Here is a 23,508-nt window from a genome sequence, read left to right as displayed (position 1 = left end):
TTTTTTGGCTTTGGGGATTGAAACTTTCGCTTCTTTCCCTTATCATCTTGATTAACTTTAGCTTTCCTCCTAAAGGAGTCTTGCTTCAGTTGATTAACTAACGAGGGTCTAACTCATTTAGCTTAGGCTTTCAAACTATAGGATTTTCTAGGTTCGGCGGCTTCAGTGGGGAGTCAGCTCTGCGCTGCTGCCCTCTCAAGCACAAATACGAATATAACCAATCCTCCTAGGGCTTGTCAACCCCTTTTTTGCAAAATTCTCGAATTCTTTTGCCCTGAAACGCTACAGCCTATGCAGGGTAAGCCTTGACAAGATTTTGAAAATTTGGGATTTTGGCAATAACTGGTGATTTGTAGTGAGGATAAGGAGTTGGTTATGAGTTCAACTGTATTGATGCCTGTTGGGATGGCTTTGGATGGTTGTTTAAAAGATTGGTTGATGGAGGATATTGGTCGCGGCGATCGCACAACCCAAGGCTTAAGTCTTCAGTCCCATCATGTTATTGAGGGTCGCTGGACGGCAAAATCAATGGGTATAGTGACAGGGTTACCGATCGCCAATCGAGTCTTCCAACTCCTAGATGCCAATACTTGTCTAATACCTCTGCTCTCAGAGGGAGAAGCCTGTAGTCCAGGACAAACGATCGCCGAACTCAACGGATCGTTAGCAGCTTTGCTCATGGGGGAACGAGTCGCCCTAAACTTGGCAATGCGACTGAGTGGCATTGCCACAGCCACCCGTGAGTATGTAGAGCAGATTGCTGACTTACCCACTCAATTTGTAGATACTCGTAAAACAACACCCGGCTTAAGAGTCTTAGAAAAATATGCCTCCCAAGTTGGGGGAGCCGTGAATCATCGCATGGGACTTGATGATGCAGTGATGATTAAAGACAACCATATTGCTGTAGCAGGGGGAATTGGAGACGCGATCGCCCAAATTCGTCAACAGATGCCTTACCCTCTTACCATAGAGGTCGAAACCGAAACCCTCGAACAAGTCCAAGAAGCGCTGGAACACCAAGCCGATATCATCATGCTTGATAATATGAGCATTGAGTTGATGACAGAATCCGTCCAAATCATCCGCCACTCTTGCGATCGCGTCAAAATTGAAGCCTCTGGAAACGTTACCCTAGAAACCATTCGAGCGATCGCCAAAACCGGAGTAGACTATATTTCCAGCAGTGCCCCCATTACGCGATCGCCCTGGCTAGACTTAAGTATGAAATTAGGGTAAGGTCATCACTTGCCATCTACCATACAATTATGAACTCAACCTTAGATAGCCTCAGAACCCAATTTTCCACTGCCCTCGTTGCTGCATTTGGGGATGATTTTGCCCATACCGATCCCCTCATCTTTATTGCCAGCGATCCTCAATTTGGAGATTACCAATGTAATTTAGGTCTCTCCCTAGCCAAAAAACTTAAACAAAAACCCCAAGATATTGCCCAAATCCTCATCAATCATCTGGACTTGGGAGAAGCTTATGAAACTCCCGAAATTGCCAAACAAGGATTTATTAATCTTAGGTTTAAACCCAGTTACTTAGAGCAGCGAGTTGCTCAATTGCAGTGCGATCCTCGTCTAGGAATAGCTCCCGTTGCTGAAGAAAAAACTGTAATTGTAGATTTCTCCAGTCCAAACATTGCTAAAGAAATGCATGTGGGACATTTACGCTCCACAATTATTGGCGATTCCATTGCTCGGATTTTAGAATTTCGCGGTCATCGGGTTTTGCGCCTCAATCATGTAGGCGATTGGGGAACTCAATTTGGGATGTTAATCACGTATCTTCAAGAAGCTTATCCAGAAGCATTGATTACTGCTAATGCTTTAGAGTTAGGAGATTTAGTAGCCTTTTATAAACAAGCCAAAAAACGTTTTGACGAAGACGAAGATTTTAAGGAAACCTCTCGTCAAGCAGTGGTTAAGCTCCAAAGTAAGGATGAACAGAGCTATAAAGCTTGGAAATTATTGTGCGAGCAATCACGGCAAGAATTTCAGGTGATTTATGATTGGCTCGATATTCAGCTTACAGAACGAGGAGAATCCTTTTATAATGACTTGCTCCCTGATGTCGTTAAAGACTTAGAAGATTTGGGATTACTGGAAGAAAATGAGGGCGCAAGTTGTGTTTTTCTAGACGGGTTTACCAATCAAGACGGCGATCCACTCCCATTGATTGTGAAAAAATCAGATGGGGGCTATAACTATGCCACCACGGATTTAGCTGCGCTACAGTATCGGATTAAACAAGATGGGGGCGATCGCCTCATTTATGTAACGGATGCAGGGCAAGCCAATCATTTTGCCCAAGTTTTTCAAGTCGCGCAACGTGCGGGTTGGCTACCAGATAACGTAGAAGTTATTCATGTCCCCTTTGGGTTAGTGCAAAATAAAGACGGTAAAAAATACAAAACTCGTGAGGGAGAAACAGTTAGATTACGGGATCTATTAGAAGAAGCCATTCGCAGGGCACGTCAAGATTTAGACCAAAGATTAATCGCAGAAGAGCGCACCGAAACAGAAGAATTCAAGCAAAATGTTGCTCAAGTAATAGGATTGAGTTCGGTAAAATATGCCGATCTTAGTCAAAATCGTACCAGTAATTACCGCTTTAGCTATGACAAGATGTTATCCCTAAAAGGAAATACCGCACCCTATCTACTTTACGCCTATGTGCGAGTGCAAGGAATTAGCCGTCAAGGAGGTATTGATTTAGAGGATCTGCCCCCAGAAGCAACGGTAAAATTGACAGAAACTACAGAACTTGCTTTAGCGAGATTACTGCTGAAAATGAATGATAAGGTTGCACAAGTCGAGGAAGATTTACTTCCTAATCGCTTGTGTACCTACTTGTTTGAAGTGAGTCAAAAGTTCAATCAGTTTTACGATCAATGTCCAGTTTTGAAAGCAGAAGAGCCGCACAAGACTTCACGCTTGGTTTTGGCTAACTTAACTGCCAAGACGCTCAAGTTAGGATTATCCTTGTTAGGTATATCGGTACTGGAGCGGATGTAGAACGATGAAAGGGAAGAATCGCTGTTTCAATGAACAATAATTAATCATTGTTCAAGCAGCACCTTTCTTCAAAGCCGCCACTAACTGTTGTAACTGCTTTTGATTAAATGAAGCTCTCAAAACTTGAGCGACTGCTTGAGGTTCCAGAGTAATTGCGACTCGTTTAGCGATCGCAGATTCAGCCAATTTCACTAATTCGCTAGAGGGTTTGACCTCTTGAGTACGTCCTGCATTAATTAACTCGGCTGCTATTTTGAGTTCCTTAATCACCAAAGGCGCTAAAGCTTCATAGGAGGCTTTAGGATTACCAATTGCAGTCTGAGCTGTTTCCACCAAACTCATCCATTCCGCAGACTGTTCATCTAAATTGAACAGTCCAGAACAAATCTCCTCTAACTGTTGACGATTAGTAGGTGTGGTTGGCTGCTTAAAGACTTGCAACATTTCTCGCAAAACGCGGGTAACTTGGTGCGGGAAATCGGAACTGTTGGATACCGGTGCAGGGGCAGGAGTAGGGGATTTCTTGGGAGGGGGCGGAGCCACTTCTTCAGCAATACCCGGACCTCCACTGTTGAGACTTTCTAGATGAGCTTGGAGCTGGACAAATCGAGGTTCAGCTTCATCTAGGATCGTTTTAGCTTCATCATCTCGAAGTCCAAATGGTCCTTGAACTCGTTCGAGTAAGTCTCGCAGCACATCAAAGCCGCTGAGAAACAAATTTTCCAGCTTGTGATCCACTGGAATTTGAGGATTTTCTTTCAGAATCTTAAAACTATCTTCAAGGCGGTGGGAGGTTTTCTGAATACTGGTAAACCCTAACATGGCAGCTCCTCCCTTAACCGAGTGAGCGGCTCGGAATAACTCATTGAGGCTTTCTTGGTCTTTCATCGCGGCCTGAAGGCCTAACAGTCCTTGTTCAATGGTATCGAGATGCTCTTTAGCTTCTTCGAGAAAATAACCAATAATTTGCGAATTGTCTGTCATCGCGATCGCCCCCAAAACAGTCGAATCAGTCTGAAGTCGTCCAATATGGTATTTCCATGTTACCAAGTCAGTGTACAATCGAGCCAAAACTATTCAGGATGCAATCGTTTGCCCCCCTAAAAACCCATGACTGATACTGCCCTCGATCAATTTTGGCATCTCGTTAGTAGTGCATTAACTCTCAATCCTGAAGCCTTTGAACTGATCAACACCTTACCGTTAGGGGGTAGCGTTGCCCTCATTGTGGTTTTAGCAGCAGGGATGGCTCAGGCGATCGGTCAATCAATTGTTCTATATATTAATCAAGTTAAACCCATTCGCTTTGGGTTCAGTTTAACCTGTGCCGCCATTTTATTTGCGATCGCCTATGGATTCTGGGCCCTAAGTGTCTGGTTTGTTGGGAACATCTTATTTAACCTCAACACCCAATTTGGGGATGTTGCCCGCATCATTGGACTCAGCTACGCCCCTCAAATGCTGGGTTTCCTTGTAGCTATCCCTTATCTGGGTGTACCAATAGGAGTTATTCTCTCGATCTGGAGTTTCTTAGCCGTCATTGTTAGCTTTGAAGTATTAACCCAACTCGACACCTGGGCAGCCTTTAGCTGCGCTGCTTTAGGATGGGTATTCCTACAACTGTGCCAGCGTACCATTGGTCGGCCCATTACAGTCTTGGGACATTGGTTGATGAATACTGTAGCTGGAACTCAACTGGTTTTCAGCAAAGCAGAACTTGAAGAACAGGTGAGAGCTGGATATCAAGGAGATCGAGGTCGGCAAAAACCCGCTTGGGTCAAAGAAAAAGCGCAAGCCAAAACTGGAGGCTCGTCCCTTCCTGGCTCTGTCAAAATCATAATTGCCGTCTCGATCGGTATGATCCTTGCTTTCCTCTTTTCCCCGTCATCCTATCAAGGCTTGGGAAATTGGTATGCGTCCTTAACTAAAACCCTGGATCTGATTGTAGATCTGAGCTTGATGAGTTTCCTCGCGCTCCTGTTTGCCATTGTCCTTACTCCAGTAGAAAGCCTGGGATGGTGGGCTGGATGGTATGGAGATGAAGACTTGAGCTATCCGGGTGAACCAGTTCGTCAAGCCTCCACTTCTACCCAAATTTCCCGCTACGTCATCTACTTAGATGGGATTTCCCAAGGAAGCCACGAATACTTACCCGATGTAGAACTGTTGCTTAATCGTCTAGCGGATGCTGTTCCTGATAATATTCTGATCGTCAAAGGAATTATTCCCTATTCAGTCACCAATCGTTCCTTAACTGAAGACCGACCCTTAGCTTTCTTGTGGCGCATTATTGATTCGATCAAACTGAAAGCACCGGATCATCCGATTGGCTTTATTATCAATATCCGTAATATGATTGCTGTTGCTGTGGCAGCCGATCCTCGTTATGGCCCGATTCAAAACCAAGGCCTAGCTCAAGTTCTATTCGAGAGTTTGATTAACTTTGGCTACCAAGTGGAGAGCCAAACCCCAATTACATTAATTGGCTATAGCGGTGGAGGACAGATGTCTATGGCTTCTGTTTCATATCTCTATCGAGCGACAGGAGCTAACATCGAAGTAATTTCCCTAGCTGGTGTGATCAGTGGTAATACAGGAGCGATGGATGTTGAACACCTCTATCATCTAGTGGGTGAAAACGATAACGTTGAACGCTTAGGGCCGCTTTGCTTTCCTGGACGCTGGCCCATTAAGGTGAACTCCAATTGGAATCAGGCTAAACGTCGCGGCAAGATTAGCTTGATTAATCTGGGGCCTGTGGGTCATGATGGGCCAACTGGTCCGTTAGATGATTATACGTTCCTGCCAGATGGGCGCAGTTACATGGATCAAACGGTGGATTTAATGACCGGTATCCTCTTGGAAGATTGGACAATGGGTGTTAATCCCCATGAACTAGCGATCAGTAACTATCAGCGTTATCGCAGTGTCTTGTTTAATCAACCAGAAAGTTATCCGTTCTATTACCCAATTGAGCAAACGATTAATCCAAGATTGTATAAACCGGTAGGGACTTGGATGGGACGGTTGCTCCTGCCAAAATCCAATCAACGTCTGCGTCTGCGCGGGGTTTTGTTTGAAGTTCACCATACGGATGAGCGATATCAGTATTTAGTGGGTCAGGTGATCAATTTGCGCTGGAGTGACGATCCGGCCGATACTGCCTTGATACAGGAAGTTACTAAAGATGTGCATTTTGTCGATCGGGTGCAGGTGAGTAAACAAGAGGGAAATGTGCATCCCGATCGCCTGAATCATTGGTTAGCCGTTACTCCCTTGGAATCTTTGGCTGGTGCCAGACCGGTAAATGATGTGCTGGTGAAGTTAGCAGGACCCGTGATTGTCCTAGAAGAGGTTGGATTGCGACCAACCTTGGTGATTCGTCGGGAACCGGTACAAATTTCCGGTCGCTTCCAGGGATTAGTCACAATTTTGGGGTCTTTAGGAGATGATCGCTTCCAGGTACGCCATTATAACCCTCAGTCCAGACACTTTGATGGGGTGGAGGAACCGGTATATATTCCTTCTGTGGTGGCCGATCGCAATGGGGTATTTCCCTCCACGAATTATCAGCTTGAACAGTCTCCGGTGAATCCCCAGGGATGGCGAATTACAGGAATGAAAAATGAGCAGGGAGAATTTGTGGTTCTCTCTCTTGCTCCAGCGAGTTTGTTTGGGGTGACTCCGGATCGGATGATTGAAGGGAAACGGGATACCCAACGCTATATTGACCGAGACTGTTGGGCTAATTTAGCAGCGAAAAAAGGTACGATTTCCAAAGTGCTGTTAGTGAATGACCCCAATCAAGCCAGTTTAAGCAACCGGGGCATTTACGCGGGCGATCGCCTCTTACTGATTCATATGTATGGTGGAATTGGCGGCCAAAAGGCTGAGTTTGCACCGATGGGGATTTTCTTCGGTCATTTTTCCTATGGAATTGCCCATGTGGTTGAAGATCCATTTACAGGTTCGCTCAAATTTGAGATTGAATATCGGCAAATCTATACCCATAATACTGATGGCATTATTGCCGGTTCGTTGTCTTGGGAGCGCTATAGCGGCGATCGCCAATGGGGATGGATGGGATGCCGTCCCATTGGCGATACGTTGATTAAGTTTAGTCCATTGACAGATGACTATAATTTTGATGGTCTGCGCTTTTCGGTTCTTGACAATATCATCCTCGAATTAGATATTATGGCGGCTCGTTACCGTATTGGAGATGGTACAGGTACCACGTTTGTCACGCCGATTAATTCCTGCGTTCAAGATTCTTCCCAAGCTTTGTATCGGGCAATTGAACGGACAGTGGAGCAATTTCAGGCTAATCCAGAAATTCAACGATGGTTAGAAGCCAATCCCAATCACGAGCAAACCCAACGGTTTGAGCAACTTGTTGAACTGGGGGCACACTTAAGGCAACAATTGGCACCCTTAAGGATTGTACGAGAAGATTGGCAATCGGATGATGCAACGCTGGGACAATTCGCGATCGAGCAACCGGCAAAAATGATTTATAGCACGTTAGCCAGTTGGCGTTCTTTATTACCGAAACTCGCCCATGATGTGGTAACAAAAACATTTTTGGATCAAGGAGCGGTCTGTTGGATGCTACGCACAAACCAAGTGGGAGGTTTTGATCCGGATATTGAACCGGTTGCCCCCACAGATTTTGGCTTGGGATAATCATCCCTCGTCTACCGAATGGTCTTTTTTGACCTCAGCGACTCTGTGCGATTTCTTTTCCCTTACTGTTGCTCTTCTGGGTTCCTGTTCCTTTCGGTGTGAGCCGGGCAAGGCCTTCGCACACAGTTATTATCTTGTTTGGAGGGCTACAGGTCTTGAGAATAGCTCACTCATCTCTATGGCCCTTTTTCCAGATTTGATATTATTAATTGAACTGACTTGCCAGATCTTAATGTTCCCATCTGCTCCACCACTGACTAAGAGATCGCCTTTGGGACTAAAGGCAAGGGATAGGACTTCACCCTGATGATCTCGGAGTAAGCCGATAATTTCTTGGGTTTCTAGGTTCCAGATTTGAATGGTGCGATCGCCGCCACCACTAGCTAAAATCTTACCATCGGGACTCACCGCCAAGGCTCTAACTTCTCCCGGATGCAGCAGAGTCAGTTGTACAGCTCCAGAAGCTAAGTCACGGATGAATATTTGGCTACTTTGAGCGACAATAAACTGTTGATTATCGGGCATAAAGACCAAGGCTCCCACGGCAGAGTGGGTAATTTTCGGCAGCATTTTATCCTGAAGATTTACCAAATTCACTTGATAGAGATTGCCTGTATCTGTACCGGCAATTAAAGTTTTTTGATCGGGACTGAGTGCCAAACGGTTTACCCATCCGGTTTCCCAGGCAAAGGTTAAGCGGCGAAAGCCATTATATAAGTCCCATAATTTGACCGTGCGATCGCGACTGCCTGTGGCTAAAATCTTATACTGATTACTAATCGCCAAGGTCACTACTCCTTGCAATCCCTCCTGGGGTTTGATTTGCCATTGTTGGTTATTCGTGAGATCCCACAGTTTCAATCCATTATCGCTACGACTGGCACTAGCTAAGAGTTTGCCATCGGGACTCAAGGCAATTTCACTGACTGCATAGGAACCGCGCTGATCCTGATGAGCTTCCAGGGTTTGGGTTGGATTTCCACTCGGTAGTTCCCACAGTCTAACTGTACCATCCATACCATTACTTGCTAAAACTTGACCATTGGGACTAATGGCGATCGCGTTAATGGGTTCTTTCTGGGAATCAATGGTATGTAGACGACGAATATGCAGATTCCCTTGCTTGAGTTCCAGTTTCTGGGCGGCACGAAACCCCATTTCGCCGATCCGGGTTTGGTTTCCATACCAAACCCCCGCTACCGCTAAACTTAAGACGAAAATTCCTGCCAATAAAGGATGCAAAGAAGGTCGCCGTCGATCGCGCCAAGAGGCTTGCATCACTGGAACTGTCCCTCCTCCTCCTCCTGTATTCTGAGGATAACCAGACGTGGAGGGAGGGAGTGGCGTAAAATTAGACCATCCTGGAGCCGTTGAAGGGGCATTAGATACCCGATTATATCCCCAATGATGGGCAGGTGCCGGTTGAATGGGAATCTTCTTGCGGTTAACCGGTTTGAGGTGAAGTCCTCGCTGTACCGCCCCTTGAGAGGGAAAGGGATCGCGACCCTTTAATCGTTGAGTGCGATCGCACCAAGGACAGCGATCCAAATGACTGCCATAGCGATGTTGATCGTTTTTGCTACAAGTGATTAAATCCCGTTCTGCATCCTGGAGCGCCAACTGCCACACTTTAGCATCCGGGCGTACATGGGGATTATCAAATCCCTCCTCAAAACAGCGCCGAAACAACACTTGTAGTTTGGGATATAACAGAGTAAATGGGGGAGATACGGGCATAGGTGTTAAAGGAACCGATCGCCTGCCATGGGGAAAATAACCCTGAGCAATGCGTTGGGCGATCGCCGGAGGATCTCCAGGCAATTTATACACCCCTGCAAAGGGATGGGTTCCCTCCATCAACAACTGAAAAATCAACACCGCTAATCCAAAACAATCCTGTTCTGGAGTCCGGTCTAAATTGCCAAACGCTTGACCTTGCAACTCTGGAGGCGTAAATTCTGGCTTACCGACTGGACAGCGATAAACTTCTTTTGTTTCTGGATGTTTTACCTGAATGGAGTCCATATCCACCAGGGTAATTAGGGTCGTTTCCGTGACTAAAATATTCGATTCATTGATATCTCCAATCACATAACCCCGCTCGTGCAAACTCTTCAGAGCGCCCGCCAAATTTCTCGCTGTTCGATGCAAACGGGAATATTCAAACCAAGGCCATTGGGTACGGCGAGTTTTGGGATTATATAAATCAATAATTGGTCGCATTTCACTAATGCGCGGCATCAGAAACCCCACCACCTGTTGCTTCTGATTGAACAGCAAATCTTCTGGCCAAGCAAAAGAAAGATGATTTTGGTTCGCCGTGGGATTATTGGGTGGATTTTCCAACATGGCCGTTAACTTCAGACCATATTCCGGTTTGAGTTTATGATAAACCTTGGCCACCAGGGTCTTATCTTCGCTGAGTCCGTAGACCTTAGCTTCACCACCAACCCCTAATTCTGTGGCCGCTTGTAAATCTATCCATTCTTGATTTGATTGGCGTTGAAGCTTCATAATCCATTTATCTTAAGAAAAGGAAAAAATATTAATGATTAATGGTTAATTATTAATTGACTTCAGGCTACCTAAAACTATAGTCAGGTCGTCATCTGTCCGCTCCGTAATACGCGGATGAGAGAGAAAACCCTGAAGTTCACTCTCGGCTGCTTGAGAATCCTCCATTTGATCGACAAACCGAAATAGAGGAGTAAAGAACGGAGCGTGGGGCGTACCTTCTGGTAATTTTAAGGCTAATCGTTGTAGACCATCTGAGAAGAGGGCAAAATGGGCAATCTCCCCTTCCCAAACCTTAATTTGGGCACTTTCTAAGGCGTTGGGAGAAATTAAAAACGTGGTTTCATTCGCATATTCTCCGTTTTCTGGCTGGGTCAGTGCAGTAATATGGCCTTGACGATCGCCAATTACGACTGCTCCATCTCCTATCTGTGCTACAGCAACCTCCTGGGAACTGGCAACCAAAATTAATAATGTCGTCGCTAACTGACGCACCTCCACATCACGGGTTAAGCTTTCAGCAGCGATCGCATTTTGGGCATGTTCTAAAACCTCTCCCAGCAGAGCTTCCCAACAGACCTCTGACTGTTCTGCTGCTAATCGATCCCATTGGCGCTTAATCAGCTCTACTGCAGTCCTCGTCGCCACTTGCGCTCCCACATCCGACAAGGATGCCGAACCTGCCCCATCTGCCACTGCTGCCACCACCAGTCCTGGCCCTAGAATATCCCAAGCATGGGCATCTTGGCAGGGTTGTCCTCGCTTTTGATGACTCGTCCCTAAAACCGAACTGGCGATCGCTTGCCACCCATTCAAAGGGGATAAGATATGGTCAGGATCGTGGGGAATGGGGGTTTGCAGATCTCCAGAAAGGGTACTCATGGTCATTGGTTTGTTCAGCGCATGGATATTCACCCCTAATTCTGTCATTCCCAAGGCAGGGAAGCAATAACTGAGTAATGAGTATCGCATCCGAAAACAACGTTAACGATATTATTGACATGGAATTTAAATTATATTGTGGTCTTACTCCTGCTCACCCTATTCCCTGACTTCCATGATGTTGAGCTTAACAACTTTCTTGAGCAACGGGTCTCTCTATGGCTTCACTTTACTGGGACTGCTGACCTAGTCGAAATAAACTATTTCAGTGCTATAACTGCTGGGTCCGTTTCCTGGAGATCGCCCTGGCTGTTGCTCTGCTCGTTATCATAGGAGTGTCAGCACTGGGGGAACAGCCGCCGATCCAATCTCCGCCCCTAGAGCCAGAGCAGTTAAAAGCCCTCACTGCCGGACTCAGTGAAGCTCGCCAGGGATTTCGCTCGCTTCCTGGTGTTGCTTCGGAAGTGGAACAAATTAGTCGTGAAATTAATACTCGTGTGTTGCTCGATCGGACATTTACGGCTGAGGAACTGAAAAAAGCAATTCAGGAAACTCCTTTTCCCATCGTTCATTTAGCCACTCATGGTCAGTTTAGCAGCGATGCAGAAGAGACGTTTATCTTAACCTGGGATAGTCAGATTAATGTTCGAGAACTCGATACGTTGGTCAAGTCGCGATCGCAACCATTGCAAAACCCCATTGAATTACTCGTACTCAGTGCGTGCAAAACAGCACAAGGTGATGAGCGGGCGATTTTAGGATTAGCAGGGGTTGCCTTGCGATCAGGAGCTAGAAGCACTCTGGCTACCTTATGGGCTGTCCGAGATCAATCCACTGCTGAGTTTATGGTTTATTTTTACCAATACTTAAATCAACCCGGAATGAGTAAAGCCAATGCCCTCCAACAAGCTCAAATTAACCTATTGCACAGTAAATATCATCATCCCATTTACTGGGCACCCTTCGTAATGGTCGGCAATTGGCTTTAAATCTATTATATTCTAACTCAATGTAGTGACGTTAATACTTGGTATTAAACCCCAAAAATTTTTCCGATCGTTAAAGTAAGCATAATATCCCATTAACCTTAACCCCTTAATTTCTTAGACAAGGAATTAACTTTAGGAGCATTAACTCGTGGGACTCATTAATGGGACGGTTAACAATGACATTATTATCGGAACTCCACAGAATGATGGCATTAATCTGCTAGCTGGCAACGATCTAGGGTTCGGATTAGACGGTAATGACTTCATTTTTGGTGATGAAGGCATTGATATTCTAGTGGGAAATCGAGGAGACGATACCTTAATCGGGGGTGCAGGCAATGACTTCCTCTTTGGCGGCCAAAATAGCGATGTCCTCTTCGGCGCAAGCGGAAATGATAGCCTCATTGGGAACCGAGGTGATGACCAACTCAACGGCAATACTGGCGATGATGCAGTCTACGGCGGACAAGGGAATGATGTAGTTCGCGGCGGTCAAGGGAACGATGCGGTCTTTGGTGATATTGGTAACGATGTTCTATACGGCGATTTAGGCAACAACAGCTTAACGGGAGGGGCAGGTCAAGATATCTTTGTTGTTGGCGTTGGCACACAAACTCTCATTGACTTTAGCAATGGTTCAGACCGAATTGGGTTAGCCAGTGGAGTATCGTTTAGCAACTTAACTATTGCCCAAGGAAGCGGAACCCGTACCGTTATTCGTGATACCAGCGGACAAATTATCGCCACTATTCAAGGCGTAAATGCTGACCAAATTGACAGCAGCGACTTTACCACCAGCACTACCCCTATTCCTGTTCTTTCTCCAGCTCCAACCCCTATCATCACTCCCAGTCCTAGTCCTTCTCCCACTCCAACCCCTGCGCCAGTGGGAGGTCCGGTGACCTTTACCTTGCAACTGTTACACACAGCAGACCAAGAAGCTGGTTTACCTGCTATTGAGGATGCTGTAAACTTCTCAGCCGTCCTCAATGCTCTAGCTGACGACTTTCCCAATACTCTCAAACTCACCTCTGGAGACCTCTACATCCCCGGCCCCTTCTTTAGCACCAGTGCCGAAATCTACCAAGACGGCAATGGAGATGGTCAAGGAGGTATTGGAGATATCCTGATTAATAACGCTCTCGGCTTCCAGGCTGCGGCATTGGGAAACCATGAATTTGACTTCGGCCCTGGTACAGTACAAACCCTTATTCAAGCCGACAATACCATTACTACGAGGGCAGGGATTGGAGCTAATGGATACCTGGGGACACAGTTCCCCTACTTGAGTAGCAACTTGGATTTCAGTACCGAAGCCACTCTCAGTGGTTTAGTCGTTCCTTCAGCACAAGCTCCCCAACCCAATAGCATCAGTAAAAGCGTCGTGCTCAACGTCGGTGGCGAACGCGTTGGAGTCGTCGGTGCAACCACCCCCACCCTCGGCACCATCTCTTCTCCCGGAGGCGTTGGTGTTAACCCAGCTAACGCTAATGATATCAATGCTCTAGCTGCCATAATTCAACAAAGCGTTGATGAATTAGTTGCACAAGGCATTAACAAAATTGTTCTACTGGCTCACATGCAGCAGATTAGCATTGAAGAACAACTGGCTGGTTTGCTCAATAACGTTGATATTGTTATGGCTGGTGGCTCTAACACCATTCTCGCCAATGCCGACGATCCCCTGCGTGCTGGAGATACCAGTGCTGGAGTCTATCCGAAGCAATTTACTTCTCCTAGTGGTGAACCGGTTTATGTGATTAACACCGATGGCAATTATCGTTATGTGGGTCGTTTAGTTGCTGGGTTTGATGCCAACGGAATCATCAGCCAAGTGCTTGATGAAAGTGGTGCGTATGCGACGGATGCGGCAGGAGTTAACCGAGTTTATGGTAGAACGGTTAATCCTCAAGATGTGGCTGACCCCACTGTAGTGGCGGTTACTCAGGCAATCAATGGTATTGCCACAGCTAAAGACAGTAACCTTTTTGGTAATACGAGTGTTTTCTTAGAAGGACGGCGTTCTCAAGTCCGGAGAGAAGAAACTAACCTAGGTAGTTTAACTGCTGATGCTAACTTAATTGTTGCTCGCCAAACTGACCCCACTGTAGTGGCTTCTCTGAAAAATGGGGGAGGCATTCGCGATAATATCGGACAAGCGATTATTCCCCCAGGAGGAACTGGAGGATTAGAATTTTCTCCTCCTCCTGCTAACCCCCTCGCCAATAAGCAAGAAGGGGATGTCTCCCAACTGGATATCGAGAATACCTTACGGTTTAACAATAGTCTGACTATTGTTCCTCTAACCGCAACACAACTCAAAGAAATCGCCGAACATGGAGTTTCTGATACTGCAGCAGGAAATACTCCCGGACGGTTTCCCCAAATTTCTGGCATGGCGTTTAGTTTCGATGCCTCTCAAGCTGTAAACAGTCGAGTCCGCTCTCTCGCCATTAAAGATGACCAGGGGAATACAGTGGATGTGGTTGTCGAAAATGGAAGCATTGTCGGAGACGCTAGCCGCACTATTAAGGTGGCGACTCTTGGTTTCCTGGCGGGTGGAGGCGATGGCTATCCTTTCCCTCAAGGCAATCAAACACCCTTACCTGAAGCTACAACAGGCAACGCTACTTTCACCACAGATAACCGAGAACAAGATGCCTTAGCAGAGCATTTAGCCGCCAACTATGACACTACTTCCTTCAATAGTGCTGAAACTCCTGCTTCTGGAGATACCCGGATTCAAGATATCGCAAGAGTTGCCGCTGATACGGTACTCAACGGAACCAGTATGGGTATTGCTGGAGATGGGAACAATACGATTAACGGCGATGGCAATGCCAATGTGTTGGTCGGTCACTCTGGTGTTGATAATATTACTGGCAATGGAGGCAACGATATCATTGCTGGTGGCTTAGGCAATGATAACCTGACTGGAAGTACTGGGGATGATGTCTTCGTGTTTGCAGCTCCTGGAGATGGCAGTGATACTATTACTGATTTTGGTAACGGTTCAGATACCATCCGCGTGTTTGCCTCTCAATTTACTGGACTCACGGCGGGCGCAACTCCCACATTAACCCAGTCTGCAACTGCTGTAGGAACGACAGCTCAGTTTCTCTACAGTGGTGGCATTCTCAGTTTCGATTCTGACGGTACGGGGGCAACGGCAGCGCAGACTCTGGCAACGCTAACGGGTTCTCCAGCTTTAGCAGCGAGTCAAATTATCGTTCTGTAAGAGGGCACTATTCAACTCTATAATATTGCGATCGCGGCCAGGAGCTGACTTGTTTCAGGCTCTTGAGGATAGAGATCGGTCCATGGGGGTGATCTCTATCCTCTTTTTCTGTAATTTACTTCACCTATTTCCACCTATTGGATCACTTGATCAACGGACATCAGACACTTCTAATCGTGATAATTATCACATAAAAACAATATCTGTATCACTCCTTTTTCTAGGGAAAATAGCGATGATAAAAGTGTCGAGAGGGCAACACCTCACTACTGCTCTAGGAGTTCATCAATGTCTGCTGTATCTACCATTAAAGCTACCCTAACTACTTCTGCTGTTATCCTTACTTCTGGTGTTTTATTTAATCCTAATGCGGCACAAGCGGCGGCACTCAAGGGAAGTTTCCAAATCAACAATGCTGACACGACAATCAACTTAAGTAATAAAGGGATTGATTTCACTAATAAGCTAACCGATCCCCTAGGAGAAGTCGGAATTACTGCTGCAACTGGAAGCTTTGAGGATTTTGGTAGTGCTTTTATTAAAGATATCAACTTCTCTGAGAGCAGCATCGCCAACTTTCTAGATTTAAGTGCGGGTGTACCTGGAAGTAATAGTGCTGATGGGGTCTCTACCTTTGATTTAACCAGTCATTCGGGATTACAAGTTAGTCAAACTGCTTCAGGTATTTTAGGGATCAACTTCGGGTTTTCTGGATTTTTCACCAGTGACGATAATCAAACTTCCTTGGGAACAGGAGTTCTCACCTTCCAGTTGGCTGAAGCTGGGATTACGGTTGAAAGTTTTCAACGTCGGTTAGAGGGCGGCGAAACTTTTAAGGGGATTACATTCTCTGGCGCTGCATTTGCCGCTCAACCCGTTCCGGAATCTTCCACTACAGTTGGATTACTGGCAGTGGCAGGAATGGCTTCCTTCATGCTCCGCAAGCGGTTAGCCTAAAGTCTATGCTCTGATTTCCTAAACGGATATAAGTTTGTTAAGTTTGCTCCTTTCTGTGTTCTGTGCCCTGCTAAAAGCAGGGTTTTTTAATAATTGATGATTCAATGATTCAATGGATTAGAGTGCATAGATATCTCGTCCTCGTCCCAAGGCATAGCGCAGGGAGTGGGGTAAGTCTTTGCTCGATTGGGTTAAGAACAGTAATAAACCTAAAATGAGAATGAGGGTAATACAGATAAAGATGGTTTGATAAGAGAAGGCTTGGGCAATCATGCCAGCGATGGGTCCAGCGAGGGCGATTCCTAGATCAAAACCTCCTAAACACAGACCAAATAAGCGTCCTCGTTCATGGGGATAGGCGCGATCGGCGACAATGGCGGAAGTGGTGGGAATTAAGAGACCAAAACCTGCTCCTTCAATGCATCCAGAGAGTAAAAAGAGCCAGGCTGTATCGGCGAAGGTGAGCATAAACATGGAGATCCCGTAGAGGGAGATGCTAAGGGTAATAAAGATACCTCGGCCGATGCGATCGCTCAAAGGACCAGCTACCAAACGAATACCAAAGCTGGTAATGGCAGCAGCGGTAAAAAACAATCCAGCATTGAAGTTGACTCCAGTTGCCTGAATTAAGAGAGAAATAAAGGCAGTCATGGCTCCAAATGCTAGACCGACATGCAAAAGAACTAGACTTAAAATCCGAATTCGGGGACTCAGAAGTAAGCGCCATAATCCAGGTTGAATAGCAGTTGAAGAGTCTGTTTTGTCTAGGTTATCAGTTCGCCTTTTTTCTTGAACTTGAGTCATAATTAAAAAGGCCAGGAATCCGAAGCTACCAGTTAAGATAAACAGATATTCATTGCCAAAGGCTTGCTGTACAAATCCTCCTAAAGCTGGGCCAAAGGACACACCAACCGGATTAATCAAGCTCATGTAACCCAGAACTTCACCCCGATTTTTAGGGGGGGTTAGATCTGTCACCAGAGCAATATATCCAGTGGTAAAGGAGGCTAAACTAATGCCATGGAAACTCCGCACCATCATCAGGGAGGGAACAGAGTTTACTAAGAGATAACAGAGGGGAGCGAGACCACAAACGGCTGTACCGATGAGAATCACCCGTTTACGACTGTGGCGATCGGCGATCGCTCCAATGTAAGGTCGAGCTAATAATAGGCCGATGGCAAAAGCTCCCATGACAAAGCCTAATTGTTGATCCGCTATCCCCAGCGATCGCAGATAAAGCGGTAAAGTAGGCAACAAAGAGCCGATACTTGACCAAAACAGCAAACCCGCTGCAAACATCAACAGCAGGTTTTTTCGTTCACTGGCGCTCAGGGTTAGAAAGACCTTCATATATTCCCCTAGGATCAACCCTTCTTAGTATAATCATGGAGTTCCTATCCTGGGGAAAAGAAAAAAACAGGGCATGATTGCCCTGGGAGTGAAGATGGAGTTGGAAACGATGGAAACTACAAAATGTTGTTAGACAACTTGGCGAGAAACTAACTTTTCTAAATCAGCTTGCGTTTCTTGAAGGAGCTGTTCGCGACTATCAGCAGCATGTTTATAGTTGGGGAGGAGATTACGAGCTTGTAGCGCCATGTGAAGTTGGAGATGGGCCACGTACTCACTGAAGTCTTCACTATGCAAAGAGTTGTGGGTTAGGTTCCGCTCTGAAGTCAAGGTGTTCTCCTGCCGTTATGCTCTTAGGGTTTGCCAACAGGATAGAGCCTACCATGGCTTGATTTTTGCAGTGAACCTTTTGCAATGAAGCTTAACGATCGCCGCCAAGTTTCGTTACAAAATGTAATGTTAGATCTCAGGGACAACGTCAAGAAACCATTATTTCCACTGAGGTTTCCTGAGAGAGTAGTCAAATTTTTCTCGATATACCTTGGGAAACGGGAAGTGCAATCTGAAACGCTGCTCCCCCTCCGACTTCAGAAATACAAGATAAGCTTCCTCTATGTCGTTCTACCACAATTTGATAACTAATGGACAAGCCTAAACCGGTTCCTTGACCCACGGGTTTAGTCGTAAAAAAGGGATTAAACAATTGTTCTCTAATGGAAGCAGATATTCCTGGACCATTATCAGCGATTGTAATCATAACCCGATCTGGACTGGATAAGGAGGTGGAAATGGTTAAGGTCGGCAACTTTCCCTCGTCAGACTCAGAGGGGATCGTTCGGCAATTGTCTAGAGCATCAATGCCATTGGCTAAAATATTGATAAAAACCTGATTTAATTGACCTGGGTAGCATTCGATTTTAGGCAGTTCTCCATAATCTTTAATCACTTCAATTTCTTTTTGTTCTAATTTGCCTTTCAGGTTGTTTTGCAAAATCAATAAACTATTCTCAATTCCTTCATGCACATCAACCTCCTTAATTCCATCTTCATCCAGACGGGAAAAGTTTCGGAGTGAATCAACAATTTCTCGAATTCGTTCCGAGCCTAATTTCATCGAAGATAAAAGTTTCCGAAAATCAGGAAATATAAATTCCAATTCTATTCCTTCCATGAATTGTGCGATTTCACTTGGGGGTTCTGGGTAATATTTTTGGTACAACTCAATCAAAGTCAACAGATCTTGTGCATAGGTTTCTGCCGGTAAAATATTGCCATGGATAAAATTAATCGGATTATTGATTTCATGGGCAATTCCCGCTACTAATTGACCTAAGCCGGACATTTTTTCAGCTTGAATAAGTTGGCTTTGAGTAGCTCGTAGGTTTTTCAGGGCGACTTCTGCAGATTCTTTCGCCTGTTTGAGTTCTTCTTCTGCGACTTTGCGATCGCTAATATCGGTTCCCGTACTAATCACATATTGAATATAGCCTCGATCGTCAAGTAATACGGTATCCGACCAAGCGATTTGCCGTAAGCGTTTATCTTTGGTTATCCAAGAACTTTCATATTGAATCGGAAATTGTAAATTTGACTCTTGAGCATCAAAAGACTGGTCTTGAAATTGACTGAAGTTCGATTGAGCCAGTTGTCTATCATCATCTGCTAAGAATATCTCCCAAAAGAAACTATTCTTAACTTCTTTAAACGAATATAGTGTGGTTTGTTCGCAGGCACGGTTAAATCTCACAATTCTGCCTCGATCGTCTAAAACAAGAACCAAAGATCCAGCCGTATCTAGAATAGTGGAAACAAAAGTTTTTTCTGCTTCCAATACTTTAAATAACTTTCCTACTTGAGCTGTCATTTGATTAAATGCGGTAGCTAAAAGCCCTAATTCATCCGATTCTACAATCTCAACTTTAGTATCAAAATTCCCTTGGCGAATTTCCAGGGCTGCTTCTGTCAAATGCTTAAGTGGAGAGAGAATACGATGGGCACGATAAAATCCAATCGCCATAGAAACAAGTGTAATAATAAACAAAGATATACTGGTAATCCATAACATTCTGGCGATCGGTGCATAAGCTTCATTAACTGGTAACTCAACCACTAACTTCCATTGCATACTGGGAATAGCAGTAGTTGCACCTAAGACTTTTTGATCGTACAATCCTGAATAAATATTGAGTTGAGTCTTCTGCTGAGGGAAAAGATGCTTTAACAAATCCGGATTAGAAATGTGTTGAAATTCAAAGTTTTCTTCCATCATTCCTGTTTTAGCAACCATGATATTACGCTCGTCTAAAACATATGTATAGCCCGTTTTACCTACGGTGGTATTGGAAACGATTAATCCAAGAAAGCTTAAATCAATTTCAGCAATTAGTACACCATCAATTCGATCTTCTTCATTGCGAATCGGCACAGATAATATAGTTTGAGGTAGACCATTTTTTTGATTGATATGAACAGAAGTGAGATACCGATCGTTTTTATTAAAAGAGTACTTAAAAATTGGAGAGTTACTCATGTCCTGTCCCAAGTATATTTCTTTTTCCGGATTGAGAAAGACTAAATTAATTACTTTACCGTGACGATCGATAATGGCGACAGATTTATAGGCATTGTTAGAACGAATCAATCCTTCTAGTAAATTTTTTTGGTCTTTAATATCTAAACTTGTCAACCCTCTAATTGTTGATAAATACCCCAACTTTCTCTGGATATTATCTAAGTAGTTATTGATTTTATTGGCTGCTGATTCCGAACGTTTTTGTTGTAACTCTTGATTTTTTTCTAGCTCAGATTTAAAACTAAAATATCCCAGGATGGTGCCAGTGGTTAACACACTAACAACACCTATTAAAATTAGGCTATATCGGAGTTGAGTAGACAGAGAAAAAACTTTAGGGAAAACTTTATTGTTATGATCAAAAAAAAGATTTTTCATGGCAATTTTGAAAAACGTTATTTTCAAAGCTCACAAGAATGAATACTCTAGTCAGGGTTAAAACACTGAGAAGACAAGTCAAAATAAATGATTGACGACGCATGTTGAAGGTTATTCTCTAAGTCAAGATGTATCAGAGATCGCCTTCTACTCAGGCTCAATCGCAACTCAAACATCAGTACCATCTAGCTATTTTAGCTCACTAGTGTGAAAAAAATGTGAAGATTATTAAATCATTATTAAGATCTTATGGTCAGAAAAAAGCTATCATAGATGAAAATAGTCTACTAATCTCTATCGACTCTCTCTTACTTTAATCGAAAAAGATAGATTATTTTACTTTAAACAATTACGATCCTGGGAATGGGGAAGTATGAACAGACTTATTAATAAGAGTCTAGCTGGCGAGAAATATGGGTGGGTTTATTCTCTAGTGGCGAGTACCCTGATGTATTTCAATGGTGGATTCGCTTCGCCAGCTTTCGCTCAATCGATTATTCCGGCACAAGATGGGGTAGGAACTATTATTTCTCCAGGGAATAATCAACAGTTTAATATTCAAGGCGGAACGCAAGCTGGGCAAAACCTCTTCCATAGTTTCCAACAGTTTGGATTAACCCAGGGACAAATTGCTACCTTTATGGCTCAACCGGATATCCAAAATATTTTGGGTCGTGTGGTTGGTGGAGATCCTTCCATTATTAATGGATTAATTCAACTGAGTAATAGTACGGCTAACCTTTATTTAGTCAATCCTGCGGGGATTCTATTTGGCCCAAATTCCAGTTTAAATGTACCCGCAGACTTTTATGGAACAACAGCAACTTCAATAGGATTAGGAATCGATCAATGGTTTAATGTAGTGGGTTCTAATGATTGGAGTACCTTAACAGGAACACCTGCGGAATTTAAGTTTGAGGGGGCAAATCCTGGAAGTATTGTTAATCTGGGTAATTTACAAGTTAATGCACAGCAAACGCTAGGTTTAATTGGTGGTAATACGCTTAATTTTGGCACCCTATCCGCACCAAGGGGAAGTATTACGATCGCTGCGGTTCCGGGACACAATTCGGTGCGGATCTCCCAAGACGGCCATCTATTAAGTTTAGATCTGCCTGTGAACTCGCAAAATAGCAACTCTCAAGCAATTACCCCGTTAACACTTCCTGAACTGTTGACCAGCAGTAAACTGGATCATGCCAAAAGTTTAACGGTTAATTCCCAGGGACAGGTGGTGTTAACCGGATCGGGGATCGCGCTTCCAGATAGATCGGGAGTGGCGATCGCCTCCGGAACCCTCGATACTTCTAGTATAACCGGCGGAAATATAAATATTCTAGGCGATCGCGTTGGTATCATCGATGCTCAGATTAATGCTTCTGGAAACCAAGGTGGTGGAATCATCAACATTGGCGGTTCATTCCAAGGAAAGGGACCCCTTCCTAACAGTGAGTTTACCCTAGTGAGTGAAAACAGCATCATCAATGCTGATGCACTCCTCAATGGAGATGGGGGAAACATTGTCATCTGGAGCGATGATACCACCCAATTTTTAGGTCAAATTAGTGCCAGAGGAGGAGAAAATTCTGGGAATGGCGGATTTGTTGAAGTTTCCGGTCAATCATTTTTAAAGTACCAAGGAGAAGTAGACACCACTGCACCTCAAGGAAAAATAGGAACGCTATTGCTTGACCCCACCAATATTACAGTGGTTCCTGAAGGAGGAGACACCAGCAACCTAGAAGACGTAGACCAATTTAGTGATAATGACCTGAATACTAGCGAAAGTATTACCCGCATCAATGTAAGTGCCATTAATAGTGCAGAAGCCAACGTCACCTTGCAAGCAAGTGAAAATATCACCTTCAGTGCAGCGGTTAATATGACCTTTGAATCTGTCGGACTCTCTGCTGAAGCTGGAACCTCTATAGATGTTCTGGAAAGCATCACCACCAATAATGGAAATCTCACCCTTGATGCTCCCACCATTAACGTTAATGCTCCACTGAGTACAGGGGGAGGCTTGGTTTCCCTCAAAGATAGCACTGCATCAACTAACTCTTCTATTGATATTAATCAGAATATTAGTACCAATGGAGGAGATATTTTACTCGGTGGTGCAACGGCAGCAGATACTCCAAACATCGATGTGAATGCAGTGCTGAATACAGAAGGGGGTCAGTTTAGTGCGATCTCCAATCAGATTGCCACTGGAGATATTACCACCAGTGGCGGTACAGTCAATGTAACTGCTGATAGCACAATCTCCCTGGGCAGTATTGATACTTCTAGCACTACCAGTAATGGAGGCAATGTTACTTTAAACAGTTCCCAAAATATAGAAGTAACCTCAATCAATACCGAAGGGTCAACCACTGGAGGAAATGTTAACCTTACGGCTGATGGTTTTGTCCGCGTTACCGGAACCTTCAACGCCAGCAATAGTGAAACCGCCAGTATTTCAGCCGTTGGAGACACAGATGGTGGAAGGATCACAATTACCCATGGTGGAAATGGCACAACCCCTTTTATTGTCGGCGATGCCACCACCAATGGTACAGCAGGCGCGATTACCAGAGGCACGGGGATAGAATCAACGATCCGTATTACTAATGAATATCTAGAACCTCATACCCAGGATACAGAGAATATTCAAATCATCACGACTGCAACAAACCCAACAATGACTGCACCAGAAGCCCCTCCCAGGGATCCCACTGCTCCCACAAGAGAACAACCTCCCACAAGAGAACAGCCTCCCACAAGAGAACAGCCTCCCACAAGAGGACAGCCTCCCACAAGAGAACAGCCTCCCACAAGAGAACAACCTCCCACAAGAGAACAGCCTCCCACAAGAGAACAGCCTCCCACAAGAGAACAGCCTCCCACAAGAGAACAGCCTCCCACAAGAGA

13 protein-coding genes are annotated in these 23,508 nt (G+C 44.8%); 7 read left to right on the top strand and 6 right to left on the bottom strand.

The genetic code is table 11. The annotated features are described in order from the left end of the window. Positions 1-375: 375 nt before the first annotated feature. Positions 376-1,239, top strand: a complete 864-nt coding sequence (nadC, locus tag J7545_RS03235; protein WP_318700465.1) for a carboxylating nicotinate-nucleotide diphosphorylase — start codon at positions 376-378, stop codon at positions 1,237-1,239. A 29-nt stretch (positions 1,240-1,268) separates the two neighbouring features. Next, entirely contained in the window at positions 1,269-3,026 is a 1,758-nt protein-coding gene (argS, locus tag J7545_RS03230; RefSeq protein ID WP_318700466.1) for an arginine--tRNA ligase, read from the top strand. Positions 3,027-3,077: 51 nt separating this feature from the next. Here the strand turns inward: argS and J7545_RS03225 are convergent, their stop codons facing one another. Beyond that, the gene (locus J7545_RS03225; RefSeq protein WP_318719127.1) at positions 3,078-4,097 is read right to left on the bottom strand and encodes an Hpt domain-containing protein; all 1,020 of its coding nucleotides are present in this window, start codon (positions 4,095-4,097) and stop codon (positions 3,078-3,080) included. Positions 4,098-4,136: 39 nt separating this feature from the next. Between J7545_RS03225 and J7545_RS03220 the strand changes: the two genes are divergently transcribed. After that, on the top strand, positions 4,137-7,712 hold the full coding sequence (locus J7545_RS03220) for a hypothetical protein (RefSeq protein WP_318700468.1): 3,576 nt from the start codon (positions 4,137-4,139) through the stop codon (positions 7,710-7,712). Positions 7,713-7,841: 129 nt separating this feature from the next. Here J7545_RS03220 and J7545_RS03215 read toward each other — a convergent pair whose 3' ends face one another. Next, a complete protein-coding gene (locus tag J7545_RS03215) occupies positions 7,842-10,226 on the bottom strand; it encodes a protein kinase domain-containing protein (RefSeq protein WP_318700469.1) in 2,385 nt (794 codons plus the stop codon). Between the two features lie 45 nt (positions 10,227-10,271). Next, complete coding sequence (locus J7545_RS03210; RefSeq protein ID WP_318700470.1) at positions 10,272-11,198, bottom strand: PP2C family serine/threonine-protein phosphatase; 927 nt, start codon at positions 11,196-11,198, stop codon at positions 10,272-10,274. A gap of 245 nt (positions 11,199-11,443) precedes the next feature. Between J7545_RS03210 and J7545_RS03205 the strand changes: the two genes are divergently transcribed. From J7545_RS03205 to J7545_RS03195, 3 genes are all read left to right on the top strand, one after another. Then, the gene (locus J7545_RS03205; RefSeq protein ID WP_318700471.1) at positions 11,444-12,097 is read left to right on the top strand and encodes a CHAT domain-containing protein; all 654 of its coding nucleotides are present in this window, start codon (positions 11,444-11,446) and stop codon (positions 12,095-12,097) included. Between the two features lie 148 nt (positions 12,098-12,245). Beyond that, positions 12,246-15,335, top strand: a complete 3,090-nt coding sequence (locus J7545_RS03200; protein WP_318700472.1) for a 5'-nucleotidase C-terminal domain-containing protein — start codon at positions 12,246-12,248, stop codon at positions 15,333-15,335. Between the two features lie 288 nt (positions 15,336-15,623). Beyond that, positions 15,624-16,292: a PEP-CTERM sorting domain-containing protein gene (locus J7545_RS03195; RefSeq protein WP_318719126.1), complete on the top strand. Its 669-nt coding sequence runs from the start codon at positions 15,624-15,626 to the stop codon at positions 16,290-16,292. Between the two features lie 117 nt (positions 16,293-16,409). Here J7545_RS03195 and J7545_RS03190 read toward each other — a convergent pair whose 3' ends face one another. The 3 genes from J7545_RS03190 to J7545_RS03180 all read right to left on the bottom strand — a co-directional run bounded on the left by J7545_RS03190 (position 16,410) and on the right by J7545_RS03180 (position 20,493). Beyond that, on the bottom strand, positions 16,410-17,645 hold the full coding sequence (locus tag J7545_RS03190) for an MFS transporter (protein ID WP_318700474.1): 1,236 nt from the start codon (positions 17,643-17,645) through the stop codon (positions 16,410-16,412). Between the two features lie 129 nt (positions 17,646-17,774). Beyond that, positions 17,775-17,975 (bottom strand): hypothetical protein, encoded by a 201-nt coding sequence (locus tag J7545_RS03185; RefSeq protein WP_318700475.1) that lies wholly within the window; start codon positions 17,973-17,975, stop codon positions 17,775-17,777. Between the two features lie 190 nt (positions 17,976-18,165). Further along, positions 18,166-20,493: a cache domain-containing protein gene (locus J7545_RS03180; protein WP_318719125.1), complete on the bottom strand. Its 2,328-nt coding sequence runs from the start codon at positions 20,491-20,493 to the stop codon at positions 18,166-18,168. A 475-nt stretch (positions 20,494-20,968) separates the two neighbouring features. On the opposite strand from J7545_RS03180, the gene J7545_RS03175 reads away from it, so the two are divergent. Then, a partial coding sequence (locus J7545_RS03175; protein WP_318719124.1) for a filamentous hemagglutinin N-terminal domain-containing protein occupies positions 20,969-23,508 on the top strand: 2,540 nt, incomplete at its 3' end.

This window comes from Roseofilum sp. SBFL, assembly GCF_017746885.1.
GTDB lineage: Bacteria > Cyanobacteriota > Cyanobacteriia > Cyanobacteriales > Desertifilaceae > Roseofilum.
The sequence above is the reverse complement of the archived record's forward strand: the minus strand, read 5'-3'. Positions and strand labels throughout refer to the sequence as shown.